The sequence below is a fragment of the Microbacterium sp. 5K110 genome (genome assembly GCF_005774735.1).
Classification (GTDB): Bacteria; Actinomycetota; Actinomycetes; order Actinomycetales; family Microbacteriaceae; genus Microbacterium.
Genome location: NZ_VBUM01000032.1, coordinates 1 through 18479, shown reverse-complemented (window position 1 = coordinate 18479; position 18479 = coordinate 1). Strand labels below are relative to the sequence as shown.

Below are 18479 nucleotides of genomic sequence, written 5' to 3'. Positions count from 1 at the left end.
TACGCACCCATCAACTGCGTGATCCGATCGCCTAGAGCAATTGAGCAGGAGATCACCACGTGGGCCGAGCCCGAGGTTGCCGCCAGTATCGCCTACAGCGACGGCCTGACGTGCTGTGGCGCGTTGCGCCGGGCGTGCTCCTGGTCGGGCTGCTCAGCCTGGGCGAGGTTCTGCGCCCGGTCGAGCGCCGTAGGGGCGCGGGCGGCGTCGAGCTTCTGCGTCTCGGTCTCGGCAGGTACTCCGAGCGGTGCAGGCCCAGTGACGCCGTAGCGGTCGCGGTAGGCGGCGATGGTGCGAGCGGCGTTTCGCCATGCTTGGGCCGCTCGTGCCTGCTTCGGCTGGACGCCGAGCTTAGTGATCCACCCGTGCTTCTCGGTGAGCGCGATGTCGAGGAGCGCATCGGCCCGGGTCCCGATGAGGTCGCGTCGCTCGGTCAGCGCCTGCCGCATCTCGGACGGCACGGTGCCAGTGGCTTCGGGGATGAGACCGGCGATCAAGCGTGGTGCGTTTCGCGACCGCCCGGACCCTGATGGCCGCGCGGTCGCCTTTGCGACGCGGTATTGCAGGACCGCGGCGATGTCGTCGGCGTCCCCGAACCCGCGCGCCCGCACGAGGCGCGGCAGAAGGGTCTCGACGTCGTGCTGGTTCGCCTCGGCCCGCCGCAGCTCGGCGGTCAGCGCTCCGAACGCCGGTGAGGCGATCACGTCGTCTGCGTCGTCGACGCTGAGCCCCGACGATCGGATGAGTGCGGCCCAACGGTCGTGTTGCGCGGCAGCGGCCAGGGTCTCGTACTCTGCGGCGAGCTGCGCGATCGAGGCCCAGGCGTCCTGCTCGACGGTGCTCGTCTCGTGCGCCGAGAGGTCGGCGCCGACGTGCTGCAGTACTCCGAACAGCACCGAGCGGGCCGTCGCTCCGGTGTTGTCGCCGGGGTGCGGGCCGTCGTGGGCAGGGTCGGGCTTGTCGACAGCGACGTAGGCGATGTTCTCTTCGCGGCCACGGGTCATAGCGACGTAGAACGTCTCTCTGGTCATCGACGCATCCGCCAGAACGTGCGAGGAGTCGACCGTGATGCCCTGCGCCCGGAAGGAAGTGACAGCGTAGCCGGGGTCGAGATGTTCGGCCGCCTACTCCGCCGGGACCACGACCGAGGTACCCCACTTGCGCCCTGCGCGGCGGAGGGTGAGGGCGCCGTCGTCACGGACCTCGGTGACCGTCCACCTATCGCCGTTACGGACCCAGGACCGGCCCGCGCGCAGGCGGCGGTCGTTGCGGCGGGTGATGACCGTGTCCCCGGTCGCGGCTCTCGTGCCGTCGTGCAGTTCGACCTCGCGGCGGGCATTGACGGTGCCGTCGAGGATCAGATCAGCCCGCGCCCTGTTGTTGAGCGCCTGGACGGACTCGTTCGAGTCGGTCACGAGGACGCTGGCCCGCCCGGCGAGAGTGTCCGTACGCCAGGCGGTGTAGGCGGCGTCGATCATCGCCTCGGTCTCCCCGCCGATCACGCGGCCGTGCTCGGCGTAGGTGTCGATGACGTCGGTGCGGCCGTGCCGCAGCGCGAGCGATGCGGTCTTCTCCGACAGGTTGACGAACCGGTGCACGTCGACCAGCTCCGGGGCGTCGTCGCGGTCGTGAACGAGGAGGGAGAACGCGCCGCCGGCGGTGACGGACTGGAGCTGGGCGTGATCCCCGACCAGCAGCACCTTCGCCCCCGCCTCCGCCGCCAAGGTGGTGATGCGGTCGAGGGAGAGCGAGCCCGCCAGGGACGCCTCGTCGACGATGACGAGCTGTCCCTTGCGAAACGTCTCTCCGGTGCGGTCGTGGGTGTCGAGCCACTTGGCTGTGTTCTCGGTCTGGATGCCGAGGTCATCGGCCAGGACCTGCGCGGCGACTGCGGACGGCGCGAGCCCGACCACGCTGCCGCGCCCGTGCTCGTGCTCCCACGCCCGCCGCAGCGCCGACATCGCCGTCGTCTTCCCCGCACCGGCCGGGCCGACCAGTACATCTACCATCCGGCCTGAGAGCGCGATCTTCGTCAACGCGGCAGCCTGGTCGTCACCGCGCATCCGGCCCTTACTGTCGGGGCGTTTCGTGATTCGTTCGACGGTCGTCAGCGGCACCGTCGGCGCCGTGGTGGTGCGGGCGCGCTCGAGGAGGCGGTCTTCGGCGGCCAGCAGCACCTCGGAGGAGAACAGCGCGGAGTGCTTCGGACGGAACACACTCGTGCCGTCCGGGCGGCGGAACACCGCAGGGCTGGATGCGAGCTCCGGCGGGGTCAGCCGCAGCGAGGCTGCCTCGGCAGCGTCAACGACCATTCCGACGATGGCTTCGTGGTCCTCGGGCGACGCGAACCGGTAGGCCATTGTCCGCCGCGCGGCCTCGGCGGTGAGGTTCCAGCGATGCCAAGTGGAGCGCTTCTCACCGACCGCAGCCAGGACGTCTGCCCCGAGCGAGTCGATCACGTTCAAAGGCACGTCGTTGGCGCGCAACAGCAACGGCTCATCGTTCGCCGTCACGCCGCGCGCCCACGAGGTCGCATCCTCCCGAGCACCCTCCCGGCCCGTTCCCGCCACGAATCCGTTAGGTCGGCCAGCGACCGCACCTCCTTCTCCGGACGAGTATAGAGCGTGGTCTGGGCGCGGAGCTTCATGATCGTCGCCGGCAACGGCCGCCGCCCATGCGACTCGACGTAACGCTCGATGAGTCGGTCGGTCTCGGTGTCGATGTGCCGGGCACGCGTCGAGAACTCCTTAATCAGCGCCTCGGGCACCCCGGTGATCGCCCACGCGGGGTTGCGGTCGCGGCCCATGTCGCGCGCCTCCCACGAGACGCCAAACGACCGGGTGAAGTGGTCAGCGAAGACCGCCTCGTGCAGCTCGGAGAGCGCGACCACGGCGGCGTGCATCGGCCGCCCGTCCAACGACCGCCACTTGCCATCGAGGACGGTCTGCACCTTGTTACTGATGACGACGTGCGTGTGCAAATGCGGGTCGCCCGCCCTGCTGTCGTAGTGATCGAACGCCGTCGCAGCCAGACCGCGAACGTCGATTTGTGCAACCGCGCCGTCGCGGCCGGTCGCGCCCGTGCGGGTGGCCGCAACCTCTCGCTCCATGAACGCAACCACCTCCGCAATCGCCGCACGATGCGCGTCCGCGATCAATGCCTGCGTCCCGGCATCCGCGACCGCCCACAGCACGCTCGCGGATTTCTGTATCGAGAACGTGAAGTCAAACCCCGCGACCGCTCGTCGCGTCCCGCGCTCGTCCTCCTCGGCCTCGATGGCGGCGGCTGCCTCGGCACGGGAGACCGGCCCGAGCTCAGGATCGAGCACAGCGGTGCGGGACCTTGATCCGCTCCGCCACCGTGCGGTACTCGGAATAGGCGCGGCCGAGAGGTTCCCCGGTGACCGGGTCACGGCCCATACCGATAAGAAGTTGGAGCTGGACTTCGGAGATTTGATCGCCCTCCGCGATCCGCGGGCCGCCGAGCCCGGCGACCCCGGCGCAGAGCCAGCGGCCCGGCGGGGTGCCCTAAGCGTTGTAATACCGGGTCAGCGGGGTCGAGAGCGACCTGTTGCCGTCGCCGGCCGCGACGGTGCGCAGCAGGTACTTGTACCCGTCACCAGCGCTCATCACTCACATGGACACTGTCATCGCTATGACCTCCTCGATGCTGAGGTGAGCAGCTCCTCCATGAGCGCACGGGACCCGCGTAGAATCAGACGGTGAGGACTCCTGGTAGAAAGCGAGCGCGGCCGCAGTCTCTGGCGACCACTCCGGAGCCTCGCGAGCTGGAAGAATGGGCGAACAGCGTCACGTACGTCGGTTCTCCCGAACACAAGACGTATCCCTCATTCGCCGGACGACCGAAGCTTCGGTCGGACGCGACACCATGCCCCAAAGAGCTCAACAACGCTGAATCGATACGGGAATGGTTGCGTGAAGCAATCCTTCAGGGAAACGTCAGTGCCTACCGAGACCAAGGCACGTTTCCTCGATACGTCTGGGACAAGCGGCAGGATCGGTGGTTCGAAGCGCGCCTCGTGAACGCTGCCTCGGGCAGCTACAAGGGTTATCCCGTCACTGAAGAGAGTGTCCCTCGTGAACTTCTGGAGCGCGCTTCATGAGCTTCACGATTGAATGCAACTGGGAGTCTGCGCCCGGAGTACGAGCGCCGGAATTGCGCGCAACATGGGGCGAGCTTCGCATCGCCGTCGGAGATGAGACTGCCACTCTCGTCAAGGAGCGCGAGAGTCCCGGCCAGGTTCGAGAAAGGATCGATGTCGCCGCCTATCCGCTTGCAGAGTGGCTTGCACTGAATTGGTGGGCGCTCGATACCCCGTCGCACCTCCCCGACTACGCAGGCCTCAATCTCGCTGGGGCCGGCGACGGTTTCCCATGGCCTGCGATGACGCTCCGTTCAGACCGACAGCAAATGTGGATCCGAGCAACGCCCCACTACGACGCAAGCTCAAGGGTACGCACACTCAGTTCCATTAGCGCCGTGCTTGACGCTGACGAAGTACGTCGATCTCTAGGCCGATTCATCGACAGCACCGTGCGCCGCCTAGAGGATGTCGGCATCTCTGGGACCTTATTGCAGGACGAGTGGTCGGTAATCCAGGGCGCGGACGACGACGAGCGGCAGTTCGCTACGGTTGCAGCGGCTTGGGGGTTCGACCCCTACAACATCGGAGACGATGAGGCGCAGCTACTTCTATCTGCGGGCGAAGCACTCCACGACGAGATGCTCCTCGCGGACCTCGCACGGGCGGTTCCTTTCTCCGCGCTCGAATCGGCAGAGCATTGGATGCACGATGCACTTAGCCGTGAAGCGCCATCACTCCCCCGTCAGCAGCGATCACTTCCTGCCGTCGAGCCGCTAGTGAGCGTCTCTGGTGCAGCGCCGTGGCGTGAAGGCTATAGGCGCGCACTCTCTCTTCGCGAGCAACTTGGGCTCTCGCTCACCCACAGGGTCGCGATCGAGGATTTTGTGGCCCTCACAAGCGTCTCCGCGCCTCCGCCAGGCAACATAGAAGCACTTGCGAAGATAGACAGCGACACCGCGTCTGCGGTCGTCGGGCCTAACATCGATCCGCTCGCTCCGCGAGGTAGGTTCATCGGCGCACGAACACTTGCTCGTAGAATCACAGATCCGCAAACAAGATCGTCACTTCTGACTCGGAGTTCCCGATACACCGACAAACTCGAGCGAGCATTTGCCGCCGAGTTTCTTGCTCCCGCGGAAGGAGTGCGCGAGATGCTGCGCGGAGACTTCAGCGAGGAGTCGCAAGCGCATGCCGCTCAAGCATTCGGCGTAAGCGAATTCGTCATCGGACACCAAATCGACAATCAGCTTGCCGCGTAATCGCAGACTTACCGTTGTACGTTTGAGCCGCACGCTCGCGCCCATTCCAACCAGATGAACCCGCACCGGGGTGTGTAGCGCGCGAGGATCTACCTCGATCTGCAATAGGCGTGGCGACTCTGAGGAGGGCGGGCCCCGCGGGCCGGCAAGGGGGCGCAGAACAAGCGCGTGGCAAGGTGTTGGGTGGCCCGCAAGCACCTTGCGAGTGACCACGTCGCTCACGAAGCCAGTGCTAGCCAAAGGCCTGAGAGGAGCAGCAATCCGCTGGAGTTCTCACGCGCGAGCCGAACGAAGCGAATACCGGCGGCCGCCTCCGGGTCGGGTCGCTGTTCTCGCAACTCGGGCCGCCCTCGTCTTAGCCCGTTCTGCGAGTCGACGCTCCTCAACTCAACTCAACTCAACTCAACTCAGGGAGTTGCCATGCTCCTCCGCGGTCTTCTGTGGAGAACCGCGTCACGATGTCCGGGATGCAGAGCGCGGTGGCGATGGCCGTGACGGCGAGGAAAGCGTTGATAGAGAATCGCGATTTCGGCATGCCCAGGGCGAGGATTCTGGGGTTCACCTCGGCCCTTCATCCAGGACGACGTCGCCGCCCTTGCCCCCACCGCACCGGAACTCGCGGGCCAGCTGGACGACGCGCCCCGCGAGCTCGCACGAGAACTGCACGGCGTCCTCGTCGACTTCATCGCCGGTCGCACACCACCCTGGGATGCGTACCGGCCATCGATGCGCACGGTGAAGATGTTCGCCGCCCCGCGCATCGACGCCGAGTAGCCGCAGGCTCTCGCTCCTAGAAGCCCGTGTACGCCGTCCGGAAATGCCGTGCAACGGGGGCGCTGGCAAGGTGCGGGCCGATGAGCTCACGCCACGATCTAAAGGCATCCGAACCGCGGAAGGACTCCGTGTGGTCCTCGATCGTCTCCCACACGATGCTGAGCCGATAGGTCCGAGGCTGCTCGATACATTGTTCCAAGGACAACGCGCGGGCACCGTGCGCCTGCTGGAAGAGCGGCGTCGCCTCACGGACGGCATCCTCGAATGCGGTCTCGTGTCCGGACAGCACCTCGATCTCTGCGACCTCGCGGACGACCGAGATGGCGCGCGCATCCGTCGTCGCTTCGCTGTCGACGCGGCCGTGCTCGCCGGTCGCGACGATCGTGCGTGTCGCGTCGAGAGAGCCGTACGTCCAGAAGATGCGCATCTCGTCCGAGTCGGAGACGTTCTCGAAGTGGTGAGGGACGTTCGCGGGCACGAAGGTTGTGTCGAATGTGCGGAGCGGGAATCGCTGCCCGTCGATGTCGACGATGGCGTCGCCGCGGATCACCATGACCGACTCGGCGACGTTGTGGGAATGGTGCGCGATCTGGGCGCTGGGTTCGAAGATCGTGATGCCGTTGAGGTATCCGTTCGCGCCGCGTTCGGCGGTCACGAGAGGAATGGTGCGCGCGCCGCCGCCGCGGTTCTTCGCCGGCAGCTCGTCAGGACGGAAGACGTGGGCGGGTTGCGCGGTCCCCCCGGGGCGGATCATGCTCATCGTGCCGGTCCGATCCACACGGTCTTGGCGTTGACGAACTCGCGGAGTCCCAGTACGCCGAGCTCGCGGCCGTAGCCGGAGGCCTTGATGCCCCCGAAGGGGAGCCGCGGGTCGGAGGCGACGACACCGTTGACGAACACCGCGCCGGCGTCGATGAGCCGGGTCAGCTCCCGCGCGGCCTGCAGGTCCGTCGTCCACAGCGCTGCGCCGAGACCGTACTCGGTGTCGTTGGCGAGCGCGATCGCGTGGTCGGTGTCGCGGGCGCGAATGATCGCCGCGACCGGGCCAAAGGTCTCTTCGTCGAATGCCGCATCTCCCGGTGTGACGTGGTCGAGCACCGTGGGCGGGTAGAAGAAGCCGTGGCCGCCGACCGGCGCCCCGCCGGTGAGGAGCACGGCCTTCCCGGAGGCCAGCGTGCGTTCCACCTGCGCGTGCAGCTCGTCACGCAGGTTCGCGCGGGCCATCGGACCGATGTCGGTGCCCGGATCCAACGGATCTCCCACCGTCAGAGCATGAGTGCGCTCCACGAACGCTTCCACGAACCGGTCCGCGACGGCCTCGTCGACGATGAAGCGCTTGGCGTTGACGCAGCTTTGTCCGACATTCGTGAATCGGGCCTTGACCGCTGCCTGGGCGGCTTCCTCAACGTCAGCGTCAGCCAGGACGATGAACGGGTCGGAGCCGCCCAGTTCGAGCACCTGCTTCTTCAGAGCCTTCCCCGCCTGCGAGGCGACGATCCTGCCGACCTGCGTCGAGCCCGTGAGGGTCACGGCCGCGACCCGGTCGTCGGCGATGAGCCCGGCGACACGGTCGGAGTCGATCAGTAGGGTTGTGCACAGCCCGTCCGGGGCGCCGGCCTTGCGGACGACCTCCTCCATGGCGAGGGCGGCCTGGGGGACGTTGTTGGCGTGCTTCAGCAGTGGCGCGTTTCCCGCGGCCAGGGCGGGGGCGGCGAAGCGGAAGAACTGCCAGAACGGGTAGTTCCAGGGCATGATCGCGAGTACCACGCCGAGCGGTTCGAAGACGATCCCGCTCTCGGCGGCATCGGATTCGACACGTTCGGGGGCGAGGAAGGCCGGAGCGTTGTCCGCGTAGTACTCGAGCGTCCGCGCGCACTTCTCAATCTCCGCACGCGCCTCCGTGATGGGCTTGCCCATCTCGGTGGTGATGACCCGTGCGTACTCATCGGAGCCGTCACGGAGCACTGTCGCGATGCGACGCAGCAGCGCGGTGCGCTCGTCCACCGGTGTGCGGCGCCACCTGCGCTGGGCCGCCACGGCGTCGTCGAGCTTCTGATCCACCTCCTCCCCGGAGTGCGCGGTGAAGGTGGCGACGGTCTCCCCGGTAGCGGGGTTGATGCTGGCGATCATCGAGTTGTCTCCTTGGCAGCAGTCAGAACAGCGGGTAGGCGAACAGTCCGCCAACGGCGAGCATGACGAGGGCGACAATGGCGCCGCGCCAGATCACCTTCTTGAAGTGGTCGCCCAGATTCACGTTGGCCAGGCCGATCAGCAGGAGGAACGAGGCGACGAGGGGGCTGGACTGGTGCAGAGACTGCCCGACCAGCGACGCCCGCGCCATCTCGACCGGCTCGATGCCGAAGTGCGTAGCGGTCTCGGCGAGGATCGGCAGCACGCCGAAGTAGAACGCGTCATTGGTGAGGATGAAGGTCAGCGGGATGCTGAGGATGCCCGCGATGGTGGCCATGAACGGTCCGAGCGCCGGCGGGATGATGCTGACGAGCCACCCAGCCATCGCCTCGACCATGCCGGTCCCGCTCATCACGCCGGTGAGCACGGAGGCGGCGAAGACCATGCCGACGACCGAGATGATCGACGAGGCGTGCGCCTTGATCTGGTCTGCCTGCTCCTCGAGTCGCGGGAAGTTGACGACGAGCGCGATGGCCGCGGCGAGCATGAAAATGACCACGGGCTCGGTGACGTCCATGACGAGGATCACCATGACCGCGAGCGTAAGGAGCAGGTTGAACCAGACCAGGCGCGGGCGGGCCTTGGGGCGCTCGAGCAGGTGCGTGCCGGTGTCGGAGACGGGCACGGCGAAGTTGTTTGTCAGGGCGAGCGGGTCGACGCCCGCCGCGGACTGCTGCGTCGTCCGTCGGGTGGCGCTGGAGACCAGCTCTTCGCCCACGACGGCGGCCTTCTTGAGAAACCCGGGTGAGTCGGTCATGCGCAGTTCGCCGATGCGCTTAGTCTCGCTCCGTCCGAGTAGCCAGGCCATCACCATGACGCTGAGGAGACCGGCAACGATCGACGGGATCATCGGGACGAAGATGTCGATCGGCGAGACGTTGAGAGACGCGGCGGCACGGGCGGTGGAGCCGCCCCACGGCACGGTGTTGAGAACGCCGTTGGACATTGCTGCGATGACGGTGAGGACGACCGGGCTCATCCCCAACCGCAGGTAGATCGGCAGGAACGCCGACGTGACGATGATGAAGGTCGTGGACCCGTCGCCGTCCAGGGAGACGATGGAAGTCAGCAGCGCCGTCCCGACCACCAGCCGGGTCGGGTGATTCCCGACGAAGCGCAGGATCAGCCGGATCAGCGGGTCGAACAGGCCGACGTCGATCATCGTGCCGAAGAACATGATCGCGAAGAACAGCAGCCCGGCGGTCGGAGCCAGATTCAGGAACGATTCGATGATCATGTCGCTCAGCCCGAGCCCCGCGCCTGTGAAGAGACCGAAGATCACGGGGATCAGGATGAGCGTGGCGATGGGCGTCGCCCGTTTCGCCATCACCAGGTACATGAACAAAGCGATCATCGCGAAGCCGAGAACTACGAGCATCATTGCTCCTCACCAGGGACGAGGGGAGCGTACGCCGGACGGCGACGCTTCGACTGTTATACACACAGGTATACCCAGTTGCAAACTACAATCGAGACATGAGCAGAGACGCGGACGGCTGGCAGGGGAAGGCGGAGCGTGCTTACGCACAACTCCGCGCAGACATCGAGACCGGCACCCTCCCGCCGGGCCAGGTGCTTTCCGAGGTCGAGCTCGTGGAGTACACCGGAGCCTCACGCACGCCGGTTCGCGAGGCGATTCGCCGCCTCGCGAACGAGGGACTGATCGAACTCGCCCCGAGACGTGCGCCGATCGTGTCACGGATCTCGCTGCGCGGGGCGCGCGACCTGTTCGACTTCCGGCGGCTTCTGGAGCCGGCGGCCATCGCGCTTGTCACCGAGCGGCTCAGAGATGATGCGAGTTTGGCCGAGCCGTACGAACGCTTGCGTGAGCGCTTCGAGCGCTTGAAGGGACAGGCGTACTCTCCGGCGTTCCAGGAGGAATTCACGGCCATGACCGCGGAGTTCGACAGACTGCTGGCCTCCCACGTGCCCAACGAGTACCTCGCGCGCTCGATCACCGATCTCCGGCCGCACAGCGCCCGGTTGCGTCACATTGCTCACGCGGACGTGACGAGACTTCATGAAGCGATCGAGGAGCACATCGAGATGTGCGCGGACATCCTCATGGGAGAGGCAACGCGCGCGGCCGAAGCGATGACCCGGCACCTGCATCACGTAGACCAGGCCATCTTCCACCGTCTACTGCACGCCGACGCGGAGGTCCTCGTCTCCTGACGTGACCGTCGATGGCTGGTTGCGCGTTTCGCGTCCTCATCGTGTATACCTGTGGGTGTACCTGATTTGACACGAAGGCGATCCCAATGACGTCCACGCCCTCCCCCACGGCCGAACTCGCCGCACGCCGAGTCGATCCGTCGTTGCTGCGCAGGTTCGTGGCAGACATCCTCGCGTGTGCGGACGTTCCGTCCTCGGACGCGGATCTCGTCGCGGACAGCCTTGTCGCGGCGGACGTCTGGGGCCATCAATCCCACGGCGTCCTTCGGTTGCCTTGGTACATGCGGCGGCTGCTCTCGGGCGCGATGATGGCCAGAACTCAGCCCGAGACGGTGATCGATACCGGCGCACTGCTCGTGCTCGACGGGCATGACGGCATCGGCCAAGTCCTGGCCGAACGTGCACGTGCGGAAGCAGTTGCGCGGGCGCGGCAGTTTGGCGTCGGCGCAGTTGGTGTACGCAACTCGAACCACTTCGGTACAGCCATGTACTTCACGCGCAGAGCCGCTCAGGATGGATGCGCTGCGATCCTGACAACAAATGCCTCGCCGGCGATGGCGCCATGGGGTGGCAAGCAGAAGCGCATCGGGACGAACCCCTGGTCGATCGCCGCCCCGTACGGGGACCGCGTGGTCGTTCTGGACATCGCCAACACCGCGGTTGCCCGCGGCAAGATCTACCTCGCACGCCAGCGCGGAGAGGAGATCCCAGCCTCATGGGCCACCGATGCGGACGGGGTGCCGACGACCGACGCCGCATCGGCTGTGGACGGCATCGTGCTTCCGATGGCCGGCCACAAGGGCTACGCAATCGCCTTCATGATGGATGTTCTCTCCGGTGCGCTCACCGGCAGCCGCACAGGGACCGGCGTGCACGGTCCCTACGAGCCCGACCCGCGTGCAGGCGCTGGGCACCTGTTCATTGCGATCGATGTGGCCGCTATGGGCGACCGAGTCGAGTTCGACGCACGTGTCGCTCAGCTCGTCGACGAAGCCAAGAGCGTCCCGCGCGCGCCGGGTGTCGACGAGGTCTTCTATCCGGGAGAGCTCGAGGACCGCAGCGAACGCGTGGTCCACGAGGCCGGCGGGCTTCAGCTGCCTCCGCAGACCATCGCAGACCTTCGCGAACTCGCCGCCCAGCAGAGCGTCGACTTCTCCCTCTAACCCAAGGGAGCCAGCAGGCTCCCTGTGACATGGATCGGAAACCAGCCATGAAGATCGCACTCCTTCCCGGAGACGACATCGGCCCCGAGATCAGCGCCGCCGCGCGGCAGGTCTTGGAAGCGGCCGACAGCAAGCACGGACTCGGGCTCGAGTTCGACGTACACGAAGTGGGCGTCGCATCGCTGCGCCGCAACGGCACCACCCTGACCGACGACGTCGTGGAGGCGTGCATCGCCGCAGACGGCGTCATTCTCGGCCCTGCCGGGATGTCGGCCTACCCGCCCGTCTCCGAGGGGGGGGTAAACATCCCCGGCACAATCCGCAAGCGCTTGGATCTCTACGCGAACCTACGACCCTCGCGCTATCGGCCCGGCGTTCCGATGAGTAGAGAGGGCCTGGACGTCCTCATTGTCCGCGAGAACACCGAAGGGTTCTATGCGGACCGGAGCTTGTTCGAGGGCTATGGAGAGTTCCGGCCCACCCGGGACACCGCAATGTCGTTGCGCCTGATCACGGCGGAAGCCTCCCGGCGGATCGCTCGCGTTGCGTTCGAGCACGCCCGGGCGCGCCGCGGTGTGGTGACGATGGTCGGAAAGCGGCACGTGATGCAGGTCACGGACGGTCTGTTCATGTCGAGCATCGCCGAGGTCGCCGCCGAATACCCCGAAATCGAGGTGCGGGAGATGGATGTGGACGCGATGGCCGCGGACCTGTATCTGCGTCCGGAGCGGTTCGACGTCCTGCTCACAACCAACATGTTCGGCGACATCCTCTCCAACGAGGCAGCTGCGCTGGCCGGTGGCCTCGGTCTCGCGGGCGCGCTGAACGTCGGTGACGACCACGCGGCCGCGAACGCCGGCCACGGCTCCGCCCCTGACATCGCCGGGCAGGGCATCGCCAACCCGACGAGCCTGATCCTCTCCTCCTCGCTGCTGCTCGCCTGGTGGGGAACGCGCACGGACAACGCGGCTTTCCACGCCGCAGCAGCAGACATCGAGGCGGCCGTCGATGCGACTCTTGCGGACGCGAGCACGCGTACGGGCGACCTGGGCGGACAGGCCTCGACCGCCGGGTTCGCTGAGAACGTGGTGGAAGCGCTTGGCGGCGTGGACGTGCCGACCACGGCGTGAGAGCGCGCATGACCACCACTCCCTCTCGCCCCGGCACGCCGCTGATCGCCTTGATCAGCGGCGTGCCGGCGGCGATCGCACCGGCGAGCGGCGCCGTCGAGAAAGCGCTGCCGGACGCAGTCGTTTGGAACATCTTGGACAACCGCCTCATCACCGACGCGACCGAGCGCCGCGGGGTCACATCGCAGCTCGAGGCGCGCATGCGCCGTCTCATCGAGCATGCCGTGACAGCGGGCGCCGATGCGGTCCTCATCACGTGCTCGCTGTACGCCCATCTCGCAGCCGGTAGCTACGGCGTGCCGGTTCTGGGCTCGGATGACGCCGCGTTCACGCAGGCGCTCGATGCGGCAGCCGGCCGCATCGTCATCGTCTCCTCGGTCGAGCTCGCGCTTGAGGACTCCTGCCGGCGACTGTCGGAAGCCGCCAATGTGCGCGGACGAGACCTCACTGTCGTGCCGGTCCATGTGCCAGACGCCCGGGAGCCGGCCGCAGACGGAGACATCGCCCGAGCAGCCGAGATCGTCCGCTCCGAGATCGCACCCGTGATGCGAGAAGACGATCTGCTGCTGTTCGCACAGTACTCGTTGTCGCCGGCAGCGAGGCAGGTCGCCCTGCGCATCCCACATCCTGTGGTCGCACCGCCAGCCGCCGCCGCGACAGCGCTCGCGGAGCTGCTGGCACCACACGAGTTCACGAGAGAAAGCGAGATCCGTTGATGTACACCGTCTGGGTTCGACTGGAAGTGCGTGAGGAGAAGCTCGACGAGTTCATCGACGGCATCCACGCCAACTCACGCGCGACGCTCGGGGATGAACCGGGCTGCATTCGGTTCGACGTGCAGCGCTCGCTCACCGAGCCGAACACGTTCTACTTCTACGAGATCTACACCAGCCGCGAGGCGTTCGAGGTCGAGCATCGCAGCGCGGCCCACTACGCCCGCTGGCAGCGGGTCGTCGCGGAGTGCGTGGTGCCCGGGACGCAGATGAACACGTACGCGGAGCCGTTGTTTCCTGGCGAGATCCCCGAGTGGCAGGAACGCGCGCGATGAACACGTCCCCTGGTCCGCTGATCGCGCTCATCAGCGCCGTACCCGCCGCGATTCCGCCCGTCGACGCGGCCCTGGCCGCTTCCGGCGGTGCTGCACAAGTATGGAACATCCTGGATGACCGTCTCCTGCAGGACGCCGCCGACGCGGGTGGGCTCAACGCCACGCTGGAAGCGCGGATGGAGCGGCTGATCGAGCATGCCAGTCTCGAGGGCGCCGACGCCGTCCTGCTGACCTGCTCGATGTACGCGCCCGTCGCTCATCGGGCACAGGGTCGTCTGTCGATTCCCGTCGCTGGGCCGGACGACGCGCTGTTCGAGGCCGCGACCTCGGGGCGCTACCGGCGCGTGCTGCTGGTCTCCTCTGCGGGGGGTCCGCTGGCGGACTCAATGCAGCGCTTGCGCGAGGTCGCCCAGGGGGTGGTCGAGGTGACGGGCGTCGTCGCGGAGGGCGCGGTCGAGGCGGCGCGGCGAGGCCGGATCGATGAGCTCGTCGCGCGGATCGTCGCCGCCGTCTCTGCCGTTTCCGTCGTGCCGGACGCCGTGCTCCTGGGCCAGTACTCGCTCGCCCACGCTACGGAAGGCGTGCGCGAAGCCACGGGGCTGACGGTGCTCACAGGGCCCGAGCTGGCTGTGGCCGCTCTGCGATCCCGTCTGGGAGAGGAGGCCTCATGATCGGGGCAATCGCCGATGATTTCACCGGCGCGACCGATATCGCCGTCGCCTTCCGGCGAGCAGGGCTGAGGGTCGTGATCCACTTCGCCGACCCGACGGACGACGCTCTTCCCGAGCACGACGTCGCGATCGTCGCGCTCAAGTCGCGGACGATCCCGGCGGAAGACGCCGTCCGCCAGTCCCTTCACGCGGTGCGATGGCTTCGCGCTCACGGAGCGCAGCAGATCTTCTTCAAGTACTGCTCCACGTTCGACTCCACCGCCGCGGGCAACATCGGTCCGGTCACGGATGCGCTGATGGACGAGCTGGAAGCGAAACGGACCGTGTTTGTTCCCGCGTCGCCCGAGCACCTGCGCACTCAGTACATGGGGCACCTCTACGTCGACCGCTTGCTGCTCTCGGATTCGCACATGCGGCACCACCCGCTGACGCCGATGACGAACTCGTTCATCCCCGACGTGCTGGCCGCCCAAACCTGTCGGAGAGTCGGGCTGATCGATGAGAGTCACGTGCACAGCGGAGCCGAGAGCATCCGGGCGGAACTCGCGGATGCCGTGGACCAAGCCGTCCCCTATGTCGTCGTGGATGCGATCACGGACGCCGACCTGCGGCAGATCGGCGAGGCGGTCGCAGACGATCCGCTCGTCACGGGAGCAGCGGGCATCGCTGCCGGCCTCGGTCACGCGGTCGCGCGTCGTCTCGGGCACGCTCGGCGCCCGGCATCCGTCCCCGCTCGTGCGTTTCCGGCTGCACCCACCGCCGTGTTGGCGGGCAGCTGTTCCGCGCGCACGCTCGAGCAGATCGACGCGGCCCGCGCTGCTCAGCATCCGTCCTTCCGCCTCGATGCGATCGCCACGCCCGATGCGGATGCGCTCGCCGCGCAAGCCCTCGTATGGTTCGACGAGCAGCCCGAGCGCCCGGCGCCGATGATCTACTCGTCCCTGCCCCCGGCTGAGCTCAAGCGGGTGCAGGATGCGCTCGGCGTGCAGCGCAGCTCGGACATCCTCGAGACGGCGATGGGGAAGATCGCGGAAGGCCTTGTGGATCGTGGGGTTCGTCGGGTCGTGGTCGCCGGCGGCGAGACCTCCGGCGCTGTCGTGACCGCGCTCGGAATCACCGGCGGGCAGATCGGCGCCGAAGCCGCCCCTGGCGTGCCCTGGATCCACACCGGTGGAGACGAGCCGTTGGAGCTGTTGCTGAAGTCCGGGAACTTCGGAGACGTGAACCTTCTCGCTCGTGCCGCAGAGGAGGCAGTTCGATGACCGACGACGCTGTCAGGGAGCGGATCGTGCACGCGGCGCGCTCCCTCTTCTCACGCTCGCTCACTCACGGAAGCACCGGCAACATCAGTGTTCGCGACGGGGAGCGAATCCTGGTCACGCCCACCGGATCGAGCCTGGGGACCGTCGAGCCCGACGAACTGTCGGTGATCGATATGCACGGGCATCACGTCACGGGCGCCCGCCCGTCCAAAGAGGCCTTCCTGCACGCGGCGATGTACCGAGCGCGCCCCACGGCGATGGCCGTCGTCCACACCCACTCGACGTTCTCCGCGGCGGTCTCCTGCATGGACGGCATCGACCCGCAGGATGCACTGCCGCCCTTGACGGCCTATTTCGCCATGCGCGTCGGCTCCGTCCGCCTGCTGCCGTACCACGCGCCAGGAGACGACACGCTGGGCCCTCTCGCTGAAGAGGCCGCCCGTACCCGCTCCGCCCTGCTGCTCTCCAACCACGGCCCGATCGTCGCCGCAGGTTCCCTCGGGTCGGCCGTCGACGCGATCGAAGAGCTCGAGGAGACCGCCAAGCTCTTCCTGCTCCTGAAGGGTCACGCCACCAAGCCCCTGACCGCCGAACAGGTTGCTGCCCTTCGGCCGCAGCCACCGCTCTTCCCGATCGCACACCACGGAGAACGATGACCCGCGACCACGACCAGACGCGACCCGACCCGAACCTCGGCATGGAGCTCGTCCGCGCCACGGAAGCTGCTGCGATCCGTGCCGCCCAGCATGTCGGGCGCGGCGACAAGAATGCAGCGGACGGCGCAGCAGTCGATGCCATGCGGAGCTATCTCGGCACCGTGCGGTTCGACGGGCTGGTCGTGATCGGCGAGGGCGAGAAGGACCACGCGCCGATGCTGTACAACGGCGAGCGCGTCGGGGACGGCACCGGTTCCCGATACGACATCGCCGTCGACCCGATCGACGGAACCTCGCTCGCCGCGGCCGGGCGTCCGGGAGCATTGTCCGTTCTCGCCGTCTCGGAGCGCGGCACGATGTTCGACCCGTCGTCGACCTTCTATATGAGGAAAATCGTCGCCGGCGCCGAAGCACGAGGCGTGATCGACATCCGGGAGCCTGTTACCGACAACATCCGAGAGCTCGCGCGTGCTAAAGGCAAGAAGGTCGCAGACGTCTGCGTCGCCGTGCTCGACAGGCCTCGCCACGAGGAGCTGATCGATGAGATCAGGCATAGCGGCGCTTCCACGCGACTGCTCCTCGATGGAGACGTCGCTGGTGCGATCGACGCAGCGTCCGACGACTCACGCGTTGACCTCTGCATCGGCATCGGAGGCACCCCTGAAGGAGTCATCGCTGCCACCGCTGTCAAAGCGCTTGGAGGCGTCATGCAGACCGTGCTGCACCCCCTCGATGATGGCGAACGCGCGGCGGTGTCGCGTACTGGCCAGACCGAAGCAACAGTCCTCAGCGAGGACGACCTCGTGCGGTCGGATGACGCGGTCTTCGTCGCAACTGGGGTGACCAACGGCGACCTGCTTCGAGGGGTTGATCTGTCGCCTCGTCGGATCAAGACCGAGAGCATCGTTCTACGAGCACGTTCCGGAACGCTCCGACGGATTCGCAGTGAGCACTTGGCATCCCGGTGGGGTTTGCCGTGATCGACGACGGTCCGCTCTCACCGGCACAGCTCCGGCGTGCGCTCGAAGGCACCGTGCGGGCTGGCAAAGTCAGCCCACACGCCTTTCGTGCCTCCGGCACCTGGGTTGCCGCGAAACTCGGCGACGACAAGGCTCGAGAGTTCCTTCGGCACACATCAGTCGAAACGACCCGGAAGCACCATCTCCGCCGTGACGCGCCGCTCGTTGACCCGTCCATCAGCCAATCCATCACGGAAGGGCTACCGCTCAGCGCGGAGGCAGAGGCGTGGGCCGAGGCGGCGAATAGAGTCATTCGACGCCCGAACCCGGCGGGCCTGGGCGGATTCCACGAGCTTTCAGCCTCTGACCAGCATGATGCCGGCACAACTGAGCCGGCGCGGGACAACGACTTGGAAAACATCCTGACCACGAAAACGTGTACATAACCGTCTACAAGAGCGTTCTCGACCAATAAGTAAGGGCCGGAATCCCTTGAGATTCCGGCCCTATTCTGTCGGGATGACAGGATTTGAACCTGCGACCCCTTGACCCCCAGTCAAGTGCGCTACCAAGCTGCGCCACATCCCGTCGCCCGCGAGCGGGCAATTCCCCTATATTAGCCCCTCCTCGACACCGCCGCGAACCGAGCGCAGCCCGGGCGTGTGGCGCCTCTCCGCAGCCACCTACGATGGAGGTTCCCCCGAAGGAGCCTCGATGACGGATGCCACGACCACCGCGCGCGTCGACGCGTGGCTGTGGGCGGTGCGCGTCTACAAGACCCGGTCGGCGGCGACCACGGCGTGCCGCGCGGGTCACGTGCGGGTCAACGGCGAGCGGGCGAAGGCGGCTCAGCCGGTGCGCCCGGGCGACGAATTGCGCGTGCGCATCCAGGGCTTCGACCGCATCCTCGTGGTGAAGAAGACGATCGCGAAGCGCGTCGGCGCCGCCCTTGTCGCCGAGTCGGTCGACGACCGCACTCCCCCGCTGCCCCCTCGCGAGAGCATGGCGTTCGTTCCGGTCCGCGACCGCGGCGCGGGACGCCCCACCAAGCGCGACCGCCGCGACATCGAGAAACTCCGCGGCCGTG

Annotated in this window: 15 protein-coding genes, 1 tRNA gene and 1 pseudogene; 12 read left to right on the top strand and 5 right to left on the bottom strand. The window is 67.0% G+C overall.

The genetic code is table 11. The annotated features are described in order from the left end of the window. Positions 1 to 92 precede the first annotated feature (92 nt). Positions 93 to 3629, bottom strand: a pseudogene (gene mobF / locus FE256_RS09195) (MobF family relaxase). Between the two features lie 871 nt (positions 3630 to 4500). On the opposite strand from mobF, the gene FE256_RS09190 reads away from it, so the two are divergent. Then, complete coding sequence (locus FE256_RS09190; RefSeq protein WP_212743503.1) at positions 4501 to 5364, top strand: ImmA/IrrE family metallo-endopeptidase; 864 nt, start codon at positions 4501 to 4503, stop codon at positions 5362 to 5364. Between the two features lie 790 nt (positions 5365 to 6154). Here FE256_RS09190 and FE256_RS18455 read toward each other — a convergent pair. From FE256_RS18455 to FE256_RS09175, 3 genes are read right to left on the bottom strand one after another with little or no spacing between them, the layout of a single operon-like run. Further along, on the bottom strand, positions 6155 to 6898 hold the full coding sequence (locus tag FE256_RS18455) for a cupin domain-containing protein (protein WP_252370953.1): 744 nt from the start codon (positions 6896 to 6898) through the stop codon (positions 6155 to 6157). After that, positions 6895 to 8268, bottom strand: coding sequence for an NAD-dependent succinate-semialdehyde dehydrogenase (locus tag FE256_RS09180; RefSeq protein WP_138174919.1), 1374 nt, complete (start codon positions 8266 to 8268; stop codon positions 6895 to 6897). Before FE256_RS09180 ends, FE256_RS18455 begins: the two co-directional genes overlap by 4 nt. A gap of 22 nt (positions 8269 to 8290) precedes the next feature. Continuing rightward, a complete protein-coding gene (locus FE256_RS09175; RefSeq protein ID WP_138174953.1) occupies positions 8291 to 9706 on the bottom strand; it encodes a CitMHS family transporter in 1416 nt (471 codons plus the stop codon). Positions 9707 to 9804: 98 nt separating this feature from the next. Between FE256_RS09175 and FE256_RS09170 the strand changes: the two genes are divergently transcribed. From FE256_RS09170 to FE256_RS18155, 10 genes are all read left to right on the top strand, one after another. Further along, entirely contained in the window at positions 9805 to 10503 is a 699-nt protein-coding gene (locus FE256_RS09170) for a GntR family transcriptional regulator (protein ID WP_138174917.1), read from the top strand. 86 nt (positions 10504 to 10589) lie between these two features. Next, positions 10590 to 11666 (top strand): Ldh family oxidoreductase, encoded by a 1077-nt coding sequence (locus FE256_RS09165; protein ID WP_138174915.1) that lies wholly within the window; start codon positions 10590 to 10592, stop codon positions 11664 to 11666. A 47-nt stretch (positions 11667 to 11713) separates the two neighbouring features. Next, positions 11714 to 12796, top strand: coding sequence for an isocitrate/isopropylmalate dehydrogenase family protein (locus FE256_RS09160; protein WP_138174913.1), 1083 nt, complete (start codon positions 11714 to 11716; stop codon positions 12794 to 12796). A gap of 8 nt (positions 12797 to 12804) precedes the next feature. Beyond that, a complete protein-coding gene (locus FE256_RS09155; protein WP_138174911.1) occupies positions 12805 to 13512 on the top strand; it encodes a hypothetical protein in 708 nt (235 codons plus the stop codon). Continuing rightward, entirely contained in the window at positions 13512 to 13844 is a 333-nt protein-coding gene (locus FE256_RS09150; RefSeq protein WP_138174909.1) for a putative quinol monooxygenase, read from the top strand. Before FE256_RS09155 ends, FE256_RS09150 begins: the two co-directional genes overlap by 1 nt. After that, positions 13841 to 14515 (top strand): aspartate/glutamate racemase family protein, encoded by a 675-nt coding sequence (locus tag FE256_RS09145; protein WP_138174907.1) that lies wholly within the window; start codon positions 13841 to 13843, stop codon positions 14513 to 14515. Before FE256_RS09150 ends, FE256_RS09145 begins: the two co-directional genes overlap by 4 nt. After that, positions 14512 to 15777, top strand: coding sequence for a 3-oxo-tetronate kinase (otnK, locus tag FE256_RS09140; RefSeq protein WP_138174905.1), 1266 nt, complete (start codon positions 14512 to 14514; stop codon positions 15775 to 15777). Before FE256_RS09145 ends, otnK begins: the two co-directional genes overlap by 4 nt. After that, entirely contained in the window at positions 15774 to 16433 is a 660-nt protein-coding gene (gene otnC / locus FE256_RS09135; protein ID WP_138174903.1) for a 3-oxo-tetronate 4-phosphate decarboxylase, read from the top strand. Before otnK ends, otnC begins: the two co-directional genes overlap by 4 nt. Further along, positions 16430 to 17413 carry a class II fructose-bisphosphatase gene (gene glpX, locus FE256_RS09130; RefSeq protein ID WP_138174901.1) on the top strand — a complete coding sequence of 328 codons (984 nt, stop codon included), beginning with the start codon at positions 16430 to 16432 and terminating at the stop codon, positions 17411 to 17413. Before otnC ends, glpX begins: the two co-directional genes overlap by 4 nt. Beyond that, the gene (locus tag FE256_RS18155; protein WP_171024274.1) at positions 17410 to 17838 is read left to right on the top strand and encodes a site-specific integrase; all 429 of its coding nucleotides are present in this window, start codon (positions 17410 to 17412) and stop codon (positions 17836 to 17838) included. The genes glpX and FE256_RS18155 overlap by 4 nt, the downstream gene beginning before the upstream one ends. A 68-nt stretch (positions 17839 to 17906) precedes the next feature. Here the strand turns inward: FE256_RS18155 and FE256_RS09125 are convergent. Then, positions 17907 to 17980 (bottom strand) — tRNA-Pro (locus FE256_RS09125). A 126-nt stretch (positions 17981 to 18106) separates the two neighbouring features. On the opposite strand from FE256_RS09125, the gene FE256_RS09120 reads away from it, so the two are divergent. Next, positions 18107 to 18479: RNA-binding S4 domain-containing protein (locus FE256_RS09120; protein WP_138174899.1), on the top strand; the 373-nt coding region annotated here is incomplete at its 3' end.

Coding starts and splice junctions, on each gene's coding strand:
- FE256_RS09170 (WP_138174917.1), top strand. CDS start 9,805: ATGAGCAGAGACGCGGACGGCTGGCAGGGGAAGGCGGAGCGTGCTTAC.
- otnK (WP_138174905.1), top strand. CDS start 14,512: ATGATCGGGGCAATCGCCGATGATTTCACCGGCGCGACCGATATCGCC.
- FE256_RS09145 (WP_138174907.1), top strand. CDS start 13,841: ATGAACACGTCCCCTGGTCCGCTGATCGCGCTCATCAGCGCCGTACCC.
- FE256_RS09165 (WP_138174915.1), top strand. CDS start 10,590: ATGACGTCCACGCCCTCCCCCACGGCCGAACTCGCCGCACGCCGAGTC.
- FE256_RS09155 (WP_138174911.1), top strand. CDS start 12,805: ATGACCACCACTCCCTCTCGCCCCGGCACGCCGCTGATCGCCTTGATC.
- FE256_RS09150 (WP_138174909.1), top strand. CDS start 13,512: ATGTACACCGTCTGGGTTCGACTGGAAGTGCGTGAGGAGAAGCTCGAC.
- otnC (WP_138174903.1), top strand. CDS start 15,774: ATGACCGACGACGCTGTCAGGGAGCGGATCGTGCACGCGGCGCGCTCC.
- glpX (WP_138174901.1), top strand. CDS start 16,430: ATGACCCGCGACCACGACCAGACGCGACCCGACCCGAACCTCGGCATG.
- FE256_RS09175 (WP_138174953.1), bottom strand. CDS start 9,706: ATGCTCGTAGTTCTCGGCTTCGCGATGATCGCTTTGTTCATGTACCTG.
- FE256_RS09180 (WP_138174919.1), bottom strand. CDS start 8,268: ATGATCGCCAGCATCAACCCCGCTACCGGGGAGACCGTCGCCACCTTC.
- FE256_RS18455 (WP_252370953.1), bottom strand. CDS start 6,898: ATGAGCATGATCCGCCCCGGGGGGACCGCGCAACCCGCCCACGTCTTC.
- FE256_RS09160 (WP_138174913.1), top strand. CDS start 11,714: ATGAAGATCGCACTCCTTCCCGGAGACGACATCGGCCCCGAGATCAGC.